General features: G+C 40.4%; 13 protein-coding genes and 2 pseudogenes. 12 read left to right on the forward strand and 3 right to left on the reverse strand.

Annotation, left to right across the window (positions count from 1 at the left end):
• Positions 1-114 precede the first annotated feature (114 nt).
• The 4 genes and pseudogenes from HT724_RS10390 to deoD all read left to right on the forward strand — a co-directional run bounded on the left by HT724_RS10390 (position 115) and on the right by deoD (position 5659).
• Positions 115-2862: a thiol-activated cytolysin C-terminal domain-containing protein gene (locus HT724_RS10390; protein ID WP_173275145.1), complete on the forward strand. Its 2748-nt coding sequence runs from the start codon at positions 115-117 to the stop codon at positions 2860-2862.
• A 140-nt stretch (positions 2863-3002) separates the two neighbouring features.
• Positions 3003-3239 (forward strand): annotated as a pseudogene (locus tag HT724_RS02955) (purine-nucleoside phosphorylase); the annotation flags it as partial.
• The gene (locus HT724_RS02960; protein WP_173275150.1) at positions 3233-4516 is read left to right on the forward strand and encodes a chloride channel protein; all 1284 of its coding nucleotides are present in this window, start codon (positions 3233-3235) and stop codon (positions 4514-4516) included. The pseudogene HT724_RS02955 and the gene HT724_RS02960, both read left to right, overlap by 7 nt.
• A 432-nt stretch (positions 4517-4948) precedes the next feature.
• A complete protein-coding gene (deoD, locus tag HT724_RS02965; RefSeq protein WP_173276288.1) occupies positions 4949-5659 on the forward strand; it encodes a purine-nucleoside phosphorylase in 711 nt (236 codons plus the stop codon).
• A 25-nt stretch (positions 5660-5684) separates the two neighbouring features.
• Here the strand turns inward: deoD and HT724_RS02970 are convergent, their stop codons facing one another.
• The 3 genes from HT724_RS02970 to coaA form a co-directional block, all read right to left on the reverse strand.
• Positions 5685-6209, reverse strand: coding sequence for a DNA topology modulation protein (locus HT724_RS02970; RefSeq protein WP_173276286.1), 525 nt, complete (start codon positions 6207-6209; stop codon positions 5685-5687).
• A gap of 52 nt (positions 6210-6261) precedes the next feature.
• A complete protein-coding gene (gene rpsT, locus HT724_RS02975) occupies positions 6262-6498 on the reverse strand; it encodes a 30S ribosomal protein S20 (protein ID WP_001274000.1) in 237 nt (78 codons plus the stop codon).
• A gap of 67 nt (positions 6499-6565) precedes the next feature.
• The gene (coaA, locus tag HT724_RS02980) at positions 6566-7486 is read right to left on the reverse strand and encodes a type I pantothenate kinase (protein WP_173276285.1); all 921 of its coding nucleotides are present in this window, start codon (positions 7484-7486) and stop codon (positions 6566-6568) included.
• 200 nt (positions 7487-7686) lie between these two features.
• Here coaA and HT724_RS10460 point away from each other — a divergent pair.
• The 8 genes and pseudogenes from HT724_RS10460 (at position 7687) to HT724_RS03020 (ending at position 15092) form a co-directional block, all read left to right on the forward strand.
• Positions 7687-8093 (forward strand): annotated as a pseudogene (locus HT724_RS10460) (hypothetical protein).
• Positions 8094-8298: 205 nt separating this feature from the next.
• Positions 8299-8889, forward strand: a complete 591-nt coding sequence (locus HT724_RS02990) for a class I SAM-dependent methyltransferase (RefSeq protein WP_345789570.1) — start codon at positions 8299-8301, stop codon at positions 8887-8889.
• Positions 8886-10163 (forward strand): pyrimidine-nucleoside phosphorylase, encoded by a 1278-nt coding sequence (locus tag HT724_RS02995; protein ID WP_173276284.1) that lies wholly within the window; start codon positions 8886-8888, stop codon positions 10161-10163. Before HT724_RS02990 ends, HT724_RS02995 begins: the two co-directional genes overlap by 4 nt.
• Before the next feature lie 19 nt (positions 10164-10182).
• Positions 10183-10845 carry a deoxyribose-phosphate aldolase gene (deoC, locus tag HT724_RS03000; RefSeq protein WP_173276283.1) on the forward strand — a complete coding sequence of 221 codons (663 nt, stop codon included), beginning with the start codon at positions 10183-10185 and terminating at the stop codon, positions 10843-10845.
• Positions 10832-11221, forward strand: coding sequence for a cytidine deaminase (locus tag HT724_RS03005; protein WP_050207872.1), 390 nt, complete (start codon positions 10832-10834; stop codon positions 11219-11221). Before deoC ends, HT724_RS03005 begins: the two co-directional genes overlap by 14 nt.
• A gap of 89 nt (positions 11222-11310) precedes the next feature.
• Entirely contained in the window at positions 11311-12363 is a 1053-nt protein-coding gene (locus HT724_RS03010) for a BMP family protein (protein ID WP_001036122.1), read from the forward strand.
• A 142-nt stretch (positions 12364-12505) separates the two neighbouring features.
• A complete protein-coding gene (locus HT724_RS03015; RefSeq protein WP_173276282.1) occupies positions 12506-14041 on the forward strand; it encodes an ABC transporter ATP-binding protein in 1536 nt (511 codons plus the stop codon).
• Complete coding sequence (locus tag HT724_RS03020) at positions 14034-15092, forward strand: ABC transporter permease (RefSeq protein WP_173276281.1); 1059 nt, start codon at positions 14034-14036, stop codon at positions 15090-15092. Before HT724_RS03015 ends, HT724_RS03020 begins: the two co-directional genes overlap by 8 nt.
• The last annotated feature ends 1 nt before the right edge of the window (position 15093 follow it).

A 15093-nucleotide genomic window follows, 5' to 3' on the forward strand; every position in this document is an offset into this window, starting at 1 on the left:
AAGAGATTTTCGAAGAGTATTACTTTCTGAATTTCTTAGCCTTGTCCTATATAGGGGACAAGGAGATTTCGCTTGAGTCTGCTTATAAATAAACGAAAAGAAAGATAAAGAATAATGAAAATTGGTCAACGAATTATGCGCTTTGGCATAAAAAAATTAAGTATCGGAGTTGTATCTGTTGCAGTCGGCTTCGCATTTCTAGCTCCAGCTGGAATTTCAGCCAATGAACTAAAACAAGATGTAACATCTGAAGTGGCAACAAGAGTGCTAGATTCTAAGGAGGAATTGAGAGAGCCGGAAAATGTTGCTCCAAAACTAGAAACTCCTCTTAGAGAGGAGTCAAGACTAGCTCCTCAACCGCTTCCGGAAGCAGGTGAAGTTCTTGAAAACAAAAGGGAAGAGTCAAAAGTAGAGACAACAGAGCCAGCTCAAGACTCGCCTATTCATGCTCCTGTAGAAGAAACTAAAGAAGAAGTTGTGACAGAAAAACCAACAAATACTCGTTCTCTAACCGCAGAAGATTTGGTGAAGATTTCCAAAGGGGAATTGCATTTAGAAAATGATTTGATCGATGAATCTCTCTATGGTGAAAAAGTTCTTGATTTGGAAGGGGATGATGACCAAGATGGCATCAAAAACAAAGATGAACTTTATGTTTACAACAAAGATGGTAAGGATTATCTAGGATATAACAGTCATCCCTTACTAGCAGACAGTGATGGGGATGGTTTGGCAGATGGAGAAGATGACAATAAGAAAGAATGGTATGTCACAGACCGTGATTCTCTTCTCTTTATGGAGCTAGCCTATCGAGACGATGATTATATTGAGAAAATTTTAGATCATAAGAATCCTTTCCCTAGTCTCTATCTTGACCGTCAAGAATACAAACTCATGCACAATGAATTGGCTCCTTTCTGGAAAATGAAAAAAGCTTACCATACAGATAGTGGCTTGGATGCTTTCTTATTTGAGACCAAGAGCGACCTTCCTTATCTCAAAGATGGAACGGTGCACATGTTGGCTATTCGTGGAACGCGAGTTAATGACGCCAAGGACTTAAGTGCAGATTTGGTTTTATTAGGTGGAAATAAACCAGCTCAAGCGGATGATATCCGCAAGGTTGTTGGGGAATTAGCCAAGGATACAAGTATTACCAAGTTGTATATGACAGGTCATTCTCTTGGAGGCTACCTAGCTCAGATTGCAGCGGTTGAAGCTTACCAAAAATATCCTGATTTTTATAACCATGTATTACGGAAAGTGACGACTTTCAGTGCTCCTAAAGTGATTACTTCCAGAACTATTTGGAATGCTAAGAATGGTTTCTGGGATGTTGGTTTGGAAAGCCGTAAATTAGCTGTTAGTGGAAAAATTAAGCATTATGTGGTTGATAATGATAATGTTGTGACTCCCTTGATTCATAATGATCGTGATATTGTTACATTTACAGGTAATTCACGCTTTAAACATCGTTCTCGTGGCTATTTTGAAAGTCGAATGAATGATATTCCTAACTTTAATATTGGTAAACGAGCTACCTTGGATAAACATGGTTATCGTGATCCGAAATTGGATAAAGTGAGATTCTTTAAGAAACAGGCTCTGCCTCAATCTGCTAGTCAACCAAGCGCTGAACCAATGGAAAATATTGCCTTAGGAAAACAGGTTACTCAAAGTTCGACAGCTTTCGGAGGAGATGCTAGAAGAGCTGTGGATGGTAAAGTTGATGGTAACTATGGTCACAATTCTGTCACTCATACCAACTTCCAATCTAAACCTTGGTGGCAAGTAGATTTGGCTAAAGAAGAAACCATTCGCCAAATCAATATTTACAACCGCACAGACACTGCCCAGGATAGATTGGCAAACTTTGATGTCATTCTTTTAGACAGTTCTGGTAAAGAAATTGAGAGAAAACGAATAACATCTCTTAAAGATGTGTCAGCACAAATTGCGATTAACCATAAAAAAGCGCGCTATGTTCGGATTGAGCTAGAAGGCTATAATGCTCTCAGTCTTGCAGAAGTCCAAGTATATCGTGCTGAGAATATCGCTTGGAAAAAACAAGCTAAGCAAAGTTCTACTGATTTTGGTGGAGATGCTAGTCGTGCCTTGGATGGTAATACCAATAGTAGTTATAGCCAGCAATCAATTACCCATACAAAATTTGAAAACCAGCCTTGGTGGGAAGTTGATTTAGGTCGTACAGAACAGGTAGGACTTGTTCGCCTTCATAACCGTGGGGATGGAGAGCTTTCTAAACGTCTGTCAGACTTTGATGTGATTTTATATGATGAAAAAGGGAAAGAAGTTGCTAGACAGTATGTTTCTAAACTTGACGGAACGAGCTTGGATGTTCAATTAAATGGGAAATTGGGACGCCGTGTTCGTGTGCAACTACGTAAGAACAATCAAGCCCTCAGTCTTGCAGAAGTAGAAGTTTTCCGCTTTATCGCTACGAATGGTGAGACGGCGACACAAGTTTCTAAGCCAGTTCAACCAATTAGTCAGACTCCTGTGAAAGACAAAACATTGACAATTCAACATAGTGGAGCTTACATTGCTCGCTACTCTATAACTTGGGAAGAAGTTACAGTAGATAAAGATGGGAACCAAGTTGTTCGTAGTCGTTCTTGGGAAGGAAACGGTCGCAACCAGACTGCAGGTTTTGTCCTCAACCTCCCAATCAAAGAAAATATGAGAAATTTGCGAATTAAGATTGAGAAAAAGACAGGTCTACTATGGAATAGATGGCAAACAATCTATGAAAACAGACCTCTCCTTGCCCAACCACATCGAAAAATCACTCATTGGGGAACGACATTAAATTCTAAGATTTCTGATGACGATGTCTTGTAATCTGATGGTACAATGACAGTTAGTTTGTCTAGTTTATAAGAAAGTACTACCTGAGCTTGAATAGAACTCAGGTAGCTCTCTGTGAAAGAACAAAATTAAACAGAAAGGTATAGTGAGGTGTTCTAATTTGAACACGAGTAGAAATTCGTACCTATAAGATGCTTGGAACAGATGTGGTCGGAATGTCAACTGCTCCTGAAGTTATTGTTGTAGCCTACTCAGGTTTGAAAGTTCTAGGAATTTTATGTATTACTAATTATACTACTTGTTTCAAAGAAGAGATTAACCACGAAGAGGTTATAGAAGTGACTGAGTGTGTTAAAGGTGATTTTAAAGGCTTACTTAAAGCTGTTTTTGCTGAATTATTACTATGTTAAAAGAATTGAGGAGTATTTTTCAGAAAATCCCTTATAATCTTAAATTATTCCTAGCAGTCATTTTGCAAGGAATAGTTTCAGGTTTATCTGGTATTTTTCTACATTATCTTTTAAAGATGATAGAGGGGATAGCTTTTGGTCAATCAGAGCATCAAACTGTATTCTTGACAGATGGAGTTTCCTCGTCGCGGATAGGATTAAGTTTAATAATCGTGGGTGTCAGCTCATCCTTGGTCTGGTATTACTTGCAAAAAAAATCACAGATTTTTTCCATTAAAGCACAGATGAAGGATGAGACTTCACAATACAAACTTCATTTTTTAAAACAGCTATTTCATTCAATTTGGCAGATTATTGCAGTTGGAGGGGGAGCACCTATTGGTAAAGAAGCTGCGCCACGAGAGATTGGAACTCTATTTGCAGGACCAATTGGAAAAATATGTTCTCTCTCTAAGAAGGATCAAATCTTTCTCCTTGCTTGTGGTGCTGGTGCTGGTTTAGCAGCTGTCTATCAGGTTCCATTAACAAGTGTCTTCTTTGTTTTTGAAACTCTAGGAATTGCTCTATCTATTAAACGAGTTGTCTTAGTCGGTTTTACTACCTATGTGTCAACCTATACAGCAGGCTTGGTTATTTCAGATCAGGCTCTCTACCAGATTCCAGCCATCGCATGGTCATTAAAGGAAATGTGGATTATTCCCTTATTACTTCTTTTCTTAACCCCACTAGCTTGGCTTTTTGGTCGCTTGAGTAAAGCAGTGTCTTCAAACAGGATAAAAGATAAACGAATACTTCTCACATTGCCCACAGCTTTTCTTTTTCTTGCTGGGTTGGCAAGTTATTTTCCACATCTACTTGGAAATGGATGTATGATGGCTCAGGAAGTATTGAATGGTAGCAATGGCAAAACAGTATTCCTCTTGTTTATCCTAAAAGCACTGGTCGTTCTTATTACTCTGTGGGCAGGGGCCTATGGTGGTACACTTACGCCATCTTTTGCCTTGGGGATGGCTGGAGCTGCTCTCTTTGGAATGATTCTAGGTGGGGATAGCCAGCCAAGCATTTTGCTTTTGGGATCGGTTTGCTTTTTGTCTGTGACCTTGAGGGCTCCCTGGTCTGCAACTGGATTAGTAATAGGTTTCACTGGGCTAGGTTTGGATTCTCTTCCGTATCTCTTAGTAACAGCTGTTTTAGCCTATGAATTTGCAAAAATGTTAGACCACTTTCCTTGGGCTAGCATACTGTGTCAGAAGTCAAAGAATAAAGTAATAAGATAGAGAACGACCGTTTCTTCTAATCAAAGATTTATCTTAAAAGATTAAAAACTATCGTCAATTTATCAATAACTGTTTGAAATAAAAAAGAAGTAGGCTTATCGGAGTCATGATTGAATCCGATTTTTCCTAGCTATAAAAATAAAATAAAAAAAAGAAAGGTAGAGCGTGTGTTTTGATTTGAACACGAGCGGAAAACTTGGAAAATGGATACTCTGACTGAGAAATCCTGATTTCTCAGTCAGATTCCTAATTTTCAGTCGTTTTCTTGTCGCTCTCTAATCTTCATAAAATAAAGAAAGGATGGGTTAACTGTATTCGCTGAACTGAATACGGGCGGAGAACTGTGTAAAAAAGATAAACTGTCTAGCATCTGCGATGCGTCGTCAGTTTCCTATTTTTACTTTGTTCTCTGTCGCCCTTTATATCTTAACTATGTCTATCCATATTGCTGCTCAGCAGGGTGAAATTGCTGATAAAATTCTTCTTCCAGGGGATCCTCTTCGTGCTAAATTTATTTCGGAGAATTTCCTTGAAGATGCTGTTTGTTTTAACGAAGTGCGTAACATGTTTGGTTACACTGGTACTTACAAGGGTCACCGTGTATCTGTTATGGGAACTGGGATGGGAATGCCATCTATTTCGATTTATGCGCGTGAGTTGATTGTTGACTACGGTGTGAAGAAATTGATTCGTGTGGGAACTGCAGGTTCTTTGAATGAAGATGTCCACGTTCGTGAATTAGTTTTGGCGCAGGCAGCCGCAACCAACTCAAACATCGTCCGTAATGACTGGCCACAGTACGATTTTCCACAAATTGCTAGCTTTGATTTGCTGGACAAGGCCTACCATATCGCCAAAGAACTTGGTATGACAACCCACGTTGGGAACGTTTTGTCATCTGATGTCTTTTACTCAAATTACTTTGAAAAGAACATCGAGCTTGGTAAGTGGGGAGTCAAGGCTGTGGAAATGGAAGCAGCAGCCCTTTACTATTTGGCGGCCCAGCACCATGTTGATGCGCTAGCTATCATGACCATCTCTGATAGCTTGGTCAATCCAGACGAAGACACAACTGCAGAAGAACGTCAAAATACCTTCACCGATATGATGAAGGTTGGTTTGGAAACCTTGATTGCAGAATAATTATAGCCAAAAAGGAAGCCCTTCTTTATGAATTGGAGGACTTCCTTTTCTTATCCAGAAATTGATCTAGCTCTCTTTGGTTTCGAAGAATAGTGACTTTATGTGAGTATTCTTGGCAAAGTTTTTGGTAATTCTCTTTCTGAGCTTTAGTCCTCCCATCCCAGAGAATCCATCGAATAAACTCCCGATTAAATTGTTCTTGACAACCTTCTGCCATACTTTCTCTGACCTTGCCTCGGTATTTGAGATAACGTTTAAAAGCTCGAAAGAGACAGGTAAATGGTGAAAAATTGAGAAAGATGATTTGGTCAGCTTCCTGCATTCTTTCCTCATAGAAACACCAAGAATAATTTCCATCGATGACCCAAGCTTCATGCTTGGTGAGAAAACGTTTCATCTCGGTTAACATCCATTCACGGTCACTGTCTTGCCAACCAGGTTGAAATTGGAGTGTATCCATGTGAAGTTTTGGGATGGAGTAGTAGAGAGATAACTTTTCAGCTAGAGTTGACTTACCAGCACCAGAATATCCGATAATTGCGATTTTCATTTTCTACCTTTTCCTATTTGAGGACAAAAAAACAGCCTCTATGGACTGTTTCTTATTTAGCAAGTTTAGCTGAAAGACGAGCTTTATCGCGGCTTGCTTTGTTTTTGTGAATCAAACCTTTAGTTTCTGCTTTATCGATAGCTGAGCTAGCAGCACGGAAAAGTTCTTCAGATGGGTTTGCTTCGAAAGCTTTGATAGCAGTACGCATAGCTGATTTTTGAGCTGAGTTCTTTTCGTTTTGTTTAACGTTCAATTCAGCGCGTTTGATAGCTGATTTAATGTTTGCCAATGTTCTTACCTCCATATTTACTAACTATACCATTATATCTGAAAACTTACGTTTTGACAAGGGAAAATTATTTTTTTAAGTAAATTTCATCGATTTCATGGTTCTTTGTTTTATGAAGAATCACTTCTGCACGATTTCTGGTCGGTTCAATATAATTTTGTAGATTTGTGAGATTGATACTGGTCCAGACCTGATGGGCAAAGGACTCCACTTCCCCAATCGGCATTTGTGTAAAACGATAATAGTAGCTATTAGGGTCATTTTGGGCTAGGCTCAGCATTTTCAAGAAACGGTCCAGATACCAACTCTCGATGTCATCGACTGCAGCATCAACATAGATGGAAAAGTCAAAGAAGTCAGTAATGTAGAGACGCTCATTTTGTGGATTTTGAAAGACATTGATTCCTTCAACAATCACAAAATCAGCAGCTTTGACGCTTTGCATTTCCTCAGGAACGATGTCGTAGACTTCATGTGAGTAGACAGGAATATTCACATCTTGTCCATTTTTGATGCGGTCCAAGAAGTTGAGAAGAGCTTCCATATCATAGCTTTCAGGAAATCCTTTACGATTTAAAATCCCCTGCTCAGTCAAAGTCTGGTTGGGATAGAGAAAGCCATCAGTTGTAACCAACTCAACACTAGCATCAGTTACAGTTCTAGAAAGCAGGATTTGAAGTAGGCGACTGGTTGTGGATTTTCCAACGGCAACACTCCCAGAAACCCCAATAATAAAAGGCTGAGATTTACTTTCACGTTGGAGGAAAATTCCTTTTGAAAAGGCTAAATCTTCCTTAGTTCGCTTGTAAATCTGAATCAGATGAGCCAAGGGGAGATAGATATCTGTAACGTCTTGAAGACTGATTTGGTCATTAAAACTTTTGATGGATTCTAATTCCTCTTCTGTCAAAGGAGGTGTGGTCTTTCGATGTAAAGATTGCCAAGTCTGGCGGCTGATTTTTTCAAAATGTAAAAATTCGTTGGTCATTTGTTTTCCCCTAGATATTTTGTCTATCATACCATAAAAAGTTAAAAAAATAAAGCGGTTTCTTGAATGTGGTAAGTCAATAGTATATAATATAAGTAGATAGAGGATGAACAATTTATTGATGAAGTAGGAGATAGTTTCTACTGATTTATAAGCTTATAAAGGGGGCTTTTGGGTTTATAACTTATAGGAGGTGTACTATGAAAATCTTGAAACGTTACCTATTGGAACTCTGTTTTATTTTAAGTTTTGCCTTACCTTTTATAAAAGGAGCTAATGCGGATAATGGTAGACGCTTTGTGGAAATCTATTACGGTTTTACTTTTTTGATGGAGCATGCTATTGTAACAGTTGTCTTTATCTGTTCACTCTTGATTGCTTTCTTCCTAAAAAACGATGGGCGAAATGGCTTGCTGCTGGAAGTTATCTATTCTTGATTTTATGGATTGCGACAGAGGGTTATTTCTTCCGCATGTCACTAGAAGATTTGATACGACTTTGGACAAGTTTGGAAATCCTGACACAAACTTATCAGTTGGGCTTTTATCTAAATATTTTGTTGGGAATTTTGTTGATAATTAAGTATCTGAAGGTTAAGCAATCGTAATAAAAATGCGCCTGATGATAGACAATAAATTTGTTGTTTTATCATGGCAATGATAGCTGTAGTCCTAGATGAAATACAAGTTGCTTATAAAACTTGAAAGAGATTGAAGGGGAGCTATTGTAACGCAACTTCCTTCAATCTTTTTGTCTCATTCTGGATATGTAAACGATTTACAATTCGATCCAAAATATGATAGAATAGGGTTATGAATAAAATGTACTATGCAGAAAATCCTGACGCTGCTCACGATATTCATGAGTTGAGAGTAGAGTTGTTGGGACAAAAAATGACCTTTTTGACGGATGCGGGTGTTTTTAGCAAGAAGATGGTTGACTTTGGAAGTCAACTTTTGCTCAAGTGTCTGGAGGTCAACCAAGGAGAGACTGTCCTTGATGTGGGCTGTGGTTATGGGCCTTTGGGCTTATCCTTGGCTAAGGCTTATGGAGTTCAGGCGACCATGGTCGATATCAACAATCGTGCCTTGGATTTAGCTCAGAGAAATGCTGAAAAAAATAATGTAAAAGCGACGATTTTCCAGTCCAATATCTATGAACAAGTTGAAGGGAAATTTGACCATGTCATTTCCAATCCTCCTATCCGTGCAGGCAAGCAAGTGGTTCATGAAATCATTGAGAAAAGCAAAGATTTCTTGGAAACTGGTGGGGATTTGACAATCGTTATCCAGAAAAAACAAGGGGCTCCAAGTGCCAAGTCCAAGATGGAGGATGTGTTTGGAAATTGTGAAATCGTCAAAAAAGATAAGGGATATTATATCCTTAGAAGTGTGAAAGAATGAGAACAGTTGATTTAATCCAAAAAAAACGAGACGGGCAAGAACTGACTTCAAGTGAAATTGAATGGCTGGTAGAAGGTTATGTGTCAGGAACTGTTCCTGATTATCAGATGTCTGCCTTTGCTATGGCTGTCTATTTCAAAGGAATGACGACTCGAGAAATATCTGATTTGACCATGAAAATGGTTCAGACAGGGCAAGAGTTTGATTTATCCGCTATTGATGGGGTTAAGGTTGACAAGCATTCTACTGGGGGTGTTGGTGACAAGGTGACCTTGATTTTAGCTCCTCTTGTTGCTAGCTTCGGTGTACCTGTGGCAAAAATGAGTGGTCGTGGTCTCGGCCATACTGGTGGAACAATTGATAAATTGGAGTCCATTAAGGGTTATCAAGTAGAACGTAGTCAAGAGGACTTTATTGGACAGGTGCAGGATATTGGAGTATCTGTCATTGGGCAATCAGACCAGCTGGTTAAAGCAGATAAACTTCTCTACGCCCTCCGTGATGTGACTGCAACTGTCGACACGATTCCTTTGATTGCGAGTTCAGTCATGAGCAAGAAAATCGCGGCAGGGGCGGATGCTATTTTGCTAGACGTGACTGTCGGTGAGGGTGCCTTCATGAAGACAGTTGATGAGGCGCGTGAACTGGCTCAAACCATGGTGGAACTTGGTAAGGCTGTTGGACGGAAGACAGTAGCAGTGATTACGGATATGAGTCAGCCCTTGGGACGTGCTATTGGAAATCGCCTTGAAATCCTTGAAGCACTGGAGATTTTACAAGGTCAAGGCCGTCAGGATATTACCCACTTCATCTGTGAATTGGCTCAAATTATGCTTGGCCTGGCAAATGTAAACAAGACAGTTGAAGAAGTTCGCCAACATCTTGAAAATGGTCAAGCGCTAGCTAAGTTTGAGGAAATGGTGCAAGCCCAAGGTGGAGACTTGGAAGACCTCTATCGCCCTGTCAATGTTACCCATGTGGTGGAAATCCCTGCTCAGGAAACGGGTGTCATTTCTGCTCTTCCAGCTATGGAATTTGGACTTTATGCTATGAGACTGGGGGCAGGCCGTGCAGTCAAGTCTGATGCCTTGGACTATGAAACAGGAATTGTTTTTGAAAAGAAGGTGGGAGATTCAGTTCAAAAGGGAGAAATTGTTGCAAAAGTATACACAAATGGAAAAATTTCTCCTCAGCTAGTTACAGATTTTCAAAAATATGTTAAAATAAATGATAGGGTGCAAAGTTTACGAGAAATTATAGAAATCATCTCATAAACCGCAGGAGAATCCGAATATGAAATTAAATAAATATATCGATCATACGCTTTTAAAACAAGATGCAACAGAAAATCAAATTGATTGTTTGTTGTCTGAGGCTAGAGAGTATGATTTTGCCAGTGTTTGCATCAATCCGACCTGGGTTGAACATGCTAAAAAAGGGCTTGAAGAATCAAATGTCAAGGTCTGTACAGTAGTAGGTTTCCCTTTGGGAGCAACAACTTCAGCTGTGAAAGCTTTTGAAACCAAAGAAGCTATTCAAAATGGTGCAGACGAGATTGATATGGTGATCAATGTTGGGGCTCTCAAATCAGGCAATTTAGCCTTGGTAGAGTCAGATATTCGCGCAGTCGTGGAAGCAAGTGGTGACAAGTTAGTGAAAGTCATTATTGAAGCTTGCCTGCTGACAGACCAAGAAAAAGTTGTGGCTTGCCAATTAGCCCAAAAAGCTGGGGCTGACTTTGTTAAAACATCTACTGGCTTTTCAACTGGTGGCGCTACGATAGCAGATGTCAAATTGATGCGTGAAACTGTTGGACCTGATATGGGTGTCAAGGCTGCTGGCGGAGCTCGTTCTTATGAGGATGCTCTTGCCTTTGTGGAAGCAGGGGCGACCCGTATCGGAACATCAGCTGGAGTAGCAATTCTAAAAGGAGAATTGGCAGATGGCGACTACTGAGTTGATTGAACTGGCAATTGAAACCAGCAAGAAAGCCTATGTGCCTTATTCTCACTTTCCTATCGGAGCAGTTTTAGTGGCAAAAGACGGAAGTGTTTACACGGGAGTGAATATCGAAAATGCTAGCTATCCTTTGACCAATTGCGGTGAGAGAACAGCCATTTTTAAGGCTATATCTGAAGGACAAAGAGAGTTTTCAGAATTGATTGTCTATGGACAGACTGAAAAACCAATCTCACCATGTGGTGCTTGTCGCCAAGTAATGGTCGAATTTTTTGAACAAGATCTAAAAGTGACCTTAGTCGCAAAAGATAAATCGACGGTCGAGATGACGGTCGGGGAGTTACTTCCATACTCTTTTACAGACTTAACTTAGTCTGAGTCGCTCTCTGAGTGGCACGGTCCTTGTGACCAATCAATCCATACTTGCAACATCGTTGCACATCTTATTTAGGAGGTTCAGTAATGAACAAGAAACAATGGCTAGGCCTTGGTCTAGTTGCAGTGGCAGCAGTTGGACTTGCTGCATGTGGTAACCGCTCTTCTCGTAAGGCAGATTCATCTTCTGATGTGAAGACAAAAGCAGCAATCGTCACTGATACTGGTGGTGTTGATGACAAATCATTCAACCAATCAGCTTGGGAAGGTTTACAGGCTTGGGGTAAAGAACACAATCTTTCAAAAGATAACGGTTTCACTTACTTCCAATCAACAAGTGAAGCTGACTACGCTAACAACTTGCAACAAGCGGCTGGAAGTTACAACCTAATCTTCGGTGTTGGTTTTGCCCTTCACAATGCGGTTGAAGAAGCAGCTAAAGAACATTCTGACTTGAACTATGTCTTGATTGATGATGTGATTAAAGATCAAAAGAATGTTGCGAGCGTAACTTTCGCTGATAATGAGTCAGGTTACCTTGCAGGTGTGGCAGCAGCTAAAACAACTAAGACAAAACAAGTTGGTTTTGTAGGTGGGCAGGAGTCAGAAGTTATCTCTCGTTTTGAAGCAGGATTCAAGGCTGGTGTTGCGTCAGTAGACCCATCTATCAAAGTCCAAGTTGACTATGCTGGTTCATTTGGTGATGCTGCTAAAGGTAAAACAATTGCAGCCGCACAATACGCAGCCGGTGCAGATATTGTTTACCAAGTAGCTGGTGGTACAGGTGCAGGTGTCTTTGCAGAAGCAAAATCACTCAACGAAAGCCGTCCTGAAAATGAAAAAGTTTGGGTTATCGGTGTTGACCGTGACCAAGAAGCAGAAGGTAAATACACTTCTAAAGATGGCAAAGAATCAAACTTTGTTCTTGCATCTACTTTGAAACAAGTTGGTACAACTGTAAAAGATATTTCTAACAAGGCAGAAAAAGGTGAATTCCCTGGTGGTCAAGTAATCGTTTACTCATTGAAGGATAAAGGGGTTGACTTGGTAACAACTAACCTTTCTGAAGAAGGTAAAAAAGCCGTTGAAGATGCAAAAGCTAAAATCCTTGATGGAAGCGTAAAAGTTCCTGCAAAATAATGGATGGAAGTTATTTCTTAGGAAGCGGCCATCGGCCGCTTTTTAAGAGTTGAGACAAAGTCATTTTGTCTCAGTAAAGCTTGCTACTAGACAAACTAGCAAGTTTTATTGAAATAAAATAAGACTCTGAAAGGAAGAGCACATGGCACACGGAAATGTCATTGAGATGCGTGATATTACCAAGGTGTTTGGTGAATTTGTTGCCAACGACAAAATCAACCTGCACCTACGAAAAGGTGAAATTCATGCACTTTTAGGAGAAAATGGGGCTGGTAAGTCCACGCTCATGAACATGTTAGCAGGCCTTCTTGAACCAACTAGTGGTGAAATCGCGGTCAACGGTCAAGTTGTCAACCTTGACTCCCCATCTAAAGCAGCTGGCTTGGGAATCGGAATGGTTCACCAGCACTTTATGTTGGTAGAGGCTTTCACGGTGGCTGAAAACATTATTTTAGGAAGTGAATTGACTAAAAATGGTGTGCTAGATATCGCTGGAGCTAGCAAAGAAATTAAGGCTCTTTCTGAACGTTATGGCTTAGCTGTGGACCCTTCTGCCAAGGTAGCAGACATCTCAGTTGGAGCCCAACAACGTGTAGAAATTTTAAAAACCCTTTATCGGGGAGCTGATATTCTTATTTTTGACGAGCCAACGGCTGTTTTGACTCCATCAGAAATTGAGGAGTTGATGGCTATTATGAAAAATCTTGTCAAAGAAGGAAAATCAATTATCTTGATCACCCACAAGTTGGACGAGATTCGCGCAGTTTCTGACCGCGTTACAGTTATCCGTCGTGGGAAATCAATTGAAACTGTCAAAATTGCAGGGGCTACTAATGCTGATTTGGCAGAAATGATGGTAGGACGTTCTGTTTCCTTTAAAACAGAGAAACAAGCCTCTCAACCAAAAGAAGTGGTCTTGTCAATCAAAGATTTGGTGGTCAATGAAAACCGCGGTGTCCCAGCTGTGAAAAATCTTTCCTTGGATGTTCGTGCTGGAGAGATTGTTGGTATTGCAGGGATTGATGGAAATGGTCAGTCTGAACTGATTCAAGCCATTACAGGTCTTCGCAAGGTTGAATCTGGAAGCATTGAGCTAAAAGGAGATTCAATTGTAGGCTTACACCCACGTCAGATTACAGAGTTGAGTGTTGGGCACGTTCCAGAAGACCGTCACCGTGATGGTTTGATTTTAGAGATGATGATCTCTGAAAATATTGCCCTTCAAACCTACTATAAAGAACCACATAGTAAAAATGGAATTTTGAACTATTCAAATATTACTTCTTATGCTAAAAAGTTAATGGAAGAGTTTGATGTTCGTGCTGCCAGTGAATTTGTGCCTGCGGCTGCACTTTCAGGAGGAAATCAACAAAAAGCAATTATTGCTCGTGAAATTGATCGAGATCCTGATCTCCTTATCGTCAGCCAGCCAACTCGTGGGTTGGATGTCGGTGCTATTGAATATATCCACAAACGCTTGATTGAAGAGCGTGATAATGGCAAGGCTGTACTTGTTGTCAGCTTTGAATTGGACGAGATTTTAAACGTCTCAGACCGTATTGCCGTTATCCATGATGGTAAGATTCAAGGTATTGTATCACCAGAAACAACCAATAAACAAGAACTTGGTGTCTTGATGGCTGGTGGAAACTTGGGAAAGGAGAAGAGTGATGTCTAAAAAATTACAACAAATTTCGGTTCCCTTGATTTCTGTATTCCTAGGAATTTTACTTGGAGCCATTGTCATGTGGATCTTCGGCTACGATGCTATTTGGGGCTACGAAGAATTGTTCTATACAGCCTTTGGTAGCTTACGTGGTATTGGGGAAATCTTCCGTGCCATGGGGCCTCTGGTCTTGATTGGTCTTGGTTTTGCCGTTGCCAGTCGAGCTGGTTTCTTTAACGTCGGGCTTCCTGGTCAGGCTTTGGCTGGTTGGATTCTCAGTGGTTGGTTTGCCCTGTCGCATCCAGATATGCCACGTCCCTTGATGATTCTAGCGACTATCGTAATTGCCTTGATTGCTGGTGGGATTGTCGGAGCGATTCCAGGTATTCTTAGGGCCTATCTAGGGACGTCAGAGGTTATCGTAACCATCATGATGAACTACATTGTCTTGTATGTAGGAAATGCCTTTATCCATGCCTTTCCTAAAGACTTTATGCAAAGTACAGATTCGACCATTCGTGTTGGGGCTAATGCAACCTACCAGACACCTTGGTTGGCTGAGTTGACTGGTAATTCACGGATGAATATTGGTATTTTCTTTGCCGTCATTGCAGTTGCAGTTATTTGGTTCATGCTCAAGAAAACAACCCTTGGTTTTGAAATTCGTGCGGTTGGTCTTAATCCATATGCTTCAGAATATGCTGGTATTTCTGCCAAACGAACGATTATCCTATCAATGATTATATCCGGTGCCTTGGCTGGTCTTGGTGGAGCTGTTGAAGGACTTGGAACCTTCCAGAACGTCTATGTTCAAGGGGCATCATTAGCTGTTGGATTTAACGGAATGGCGGTTAGTCTGCTTGCGGCCAACTCACCAATTGGTATTCTCTTTGCAGCCTTCCTATTTGGTGTTCTCCAAGTTGGAGCCCCTGGTATGAATGCGGCGCAGGTACCGTCTGAGCTTGTCAGCATTGTAACAGCTTCTATTATCTTCTTTGTTAGTGTTCATTATCTTATCGAACGCTTTGTCAAACCGAAAAAACAAGTTAAAGGAGGTAAGTAAA

Origin of the sequence: Streptococcus sp. k-402, from assembly GCF_013277515.1 — a bacterium.
GTDB lineage: Bacteria > Bacillota > Bacilli > Lactobacillales > Streptococcaceae > Streptococcus.

Excerpts from the sequence above, each read along its gene's own strand:
- HT724_RS02995 (WP_173276284.1), top strand. The coding sequence starts at position 8,886 with ATGAGAACAGTTGATTTAATCCAAAAAAAACGAGACGGGCAAGAACTG.
- HT724_RS02970 (WP_173276286.1), bottom strand. The coding sequence starts at position 6,209 with ATGAAAATCGCAATTATCGGATATTCTGGTGCTGGTAAGTCAACTCTA.
- deoC (WP_173276283.1), top strand. The coding sequence starts at position 10,183 with ATGAAATTAAATAAATATATCGATCATACGCTTTTAAAACAAGATGCA.
- HT724_RS03015 (WP_173276282.1), top strand. The coding sequence starts at position 12,506 with ATGGCACACGGAAATGTCATTGAGATGCGTGATATTACCAAGGTGTTT.
- HT724_RS03005 (WP_050207872.1), top strand. The coding sequence starts at position 10,832 with ATGGCGACTACTGAGTTGATTGAACTGGCAATTGAAACCAGCAAGAAA.
- deoD (WP_173276288.1), top strand. The coding sequence starts at position 4,949 with ATGTCTATCCATATTGCTGCTCAGCAGGGTGAAATTGCTGATAAAATT.
- HT724_RS10390 (WP_173275145.1), top strand. The coding sequence starts at position 115 with ATGAAAATTGGTCAACGAATTATGCGCTTTGGCATAAAAAAATTAAGT.
- HT724_RS03020 (WP_173276281.1), top strand. The coding sequence starts at position 14,034 with ATGTCTAAAAAATTACAACAAATTTCGGTTCCCTTGATTTCTGTATTC.
- HT724_RS02990 (WP_345789570.1), top strand. The coding sequence starts at position 8,299 with ATGAATAAAATGTACTATGCAGAAAATCCTGACGCTGCTCACGATATT.
- HT724_RS03010 (WP_001036122.1), top strand. The coding sequence starts at position 11,311 with ATGAACAAGAAACAATGGCTAGGCCTTGGTCTAGTTGCAGTGGCAGCA.
- coaA (WP_173276285.1), bottom strand. The coding sequence starts at position 7,486 with ATGACCAACGAATTTTTACATTTTGAAAAAATCAGCCGCCAGACTTGG.
- HT724_RS02960 (WP_173275150.1), top strand. The coding sequence starts at position 3,233 with ATGTTAAAAGAATTGAGGAGTATTTTTCAGAAAATCCCTTATAATCTT.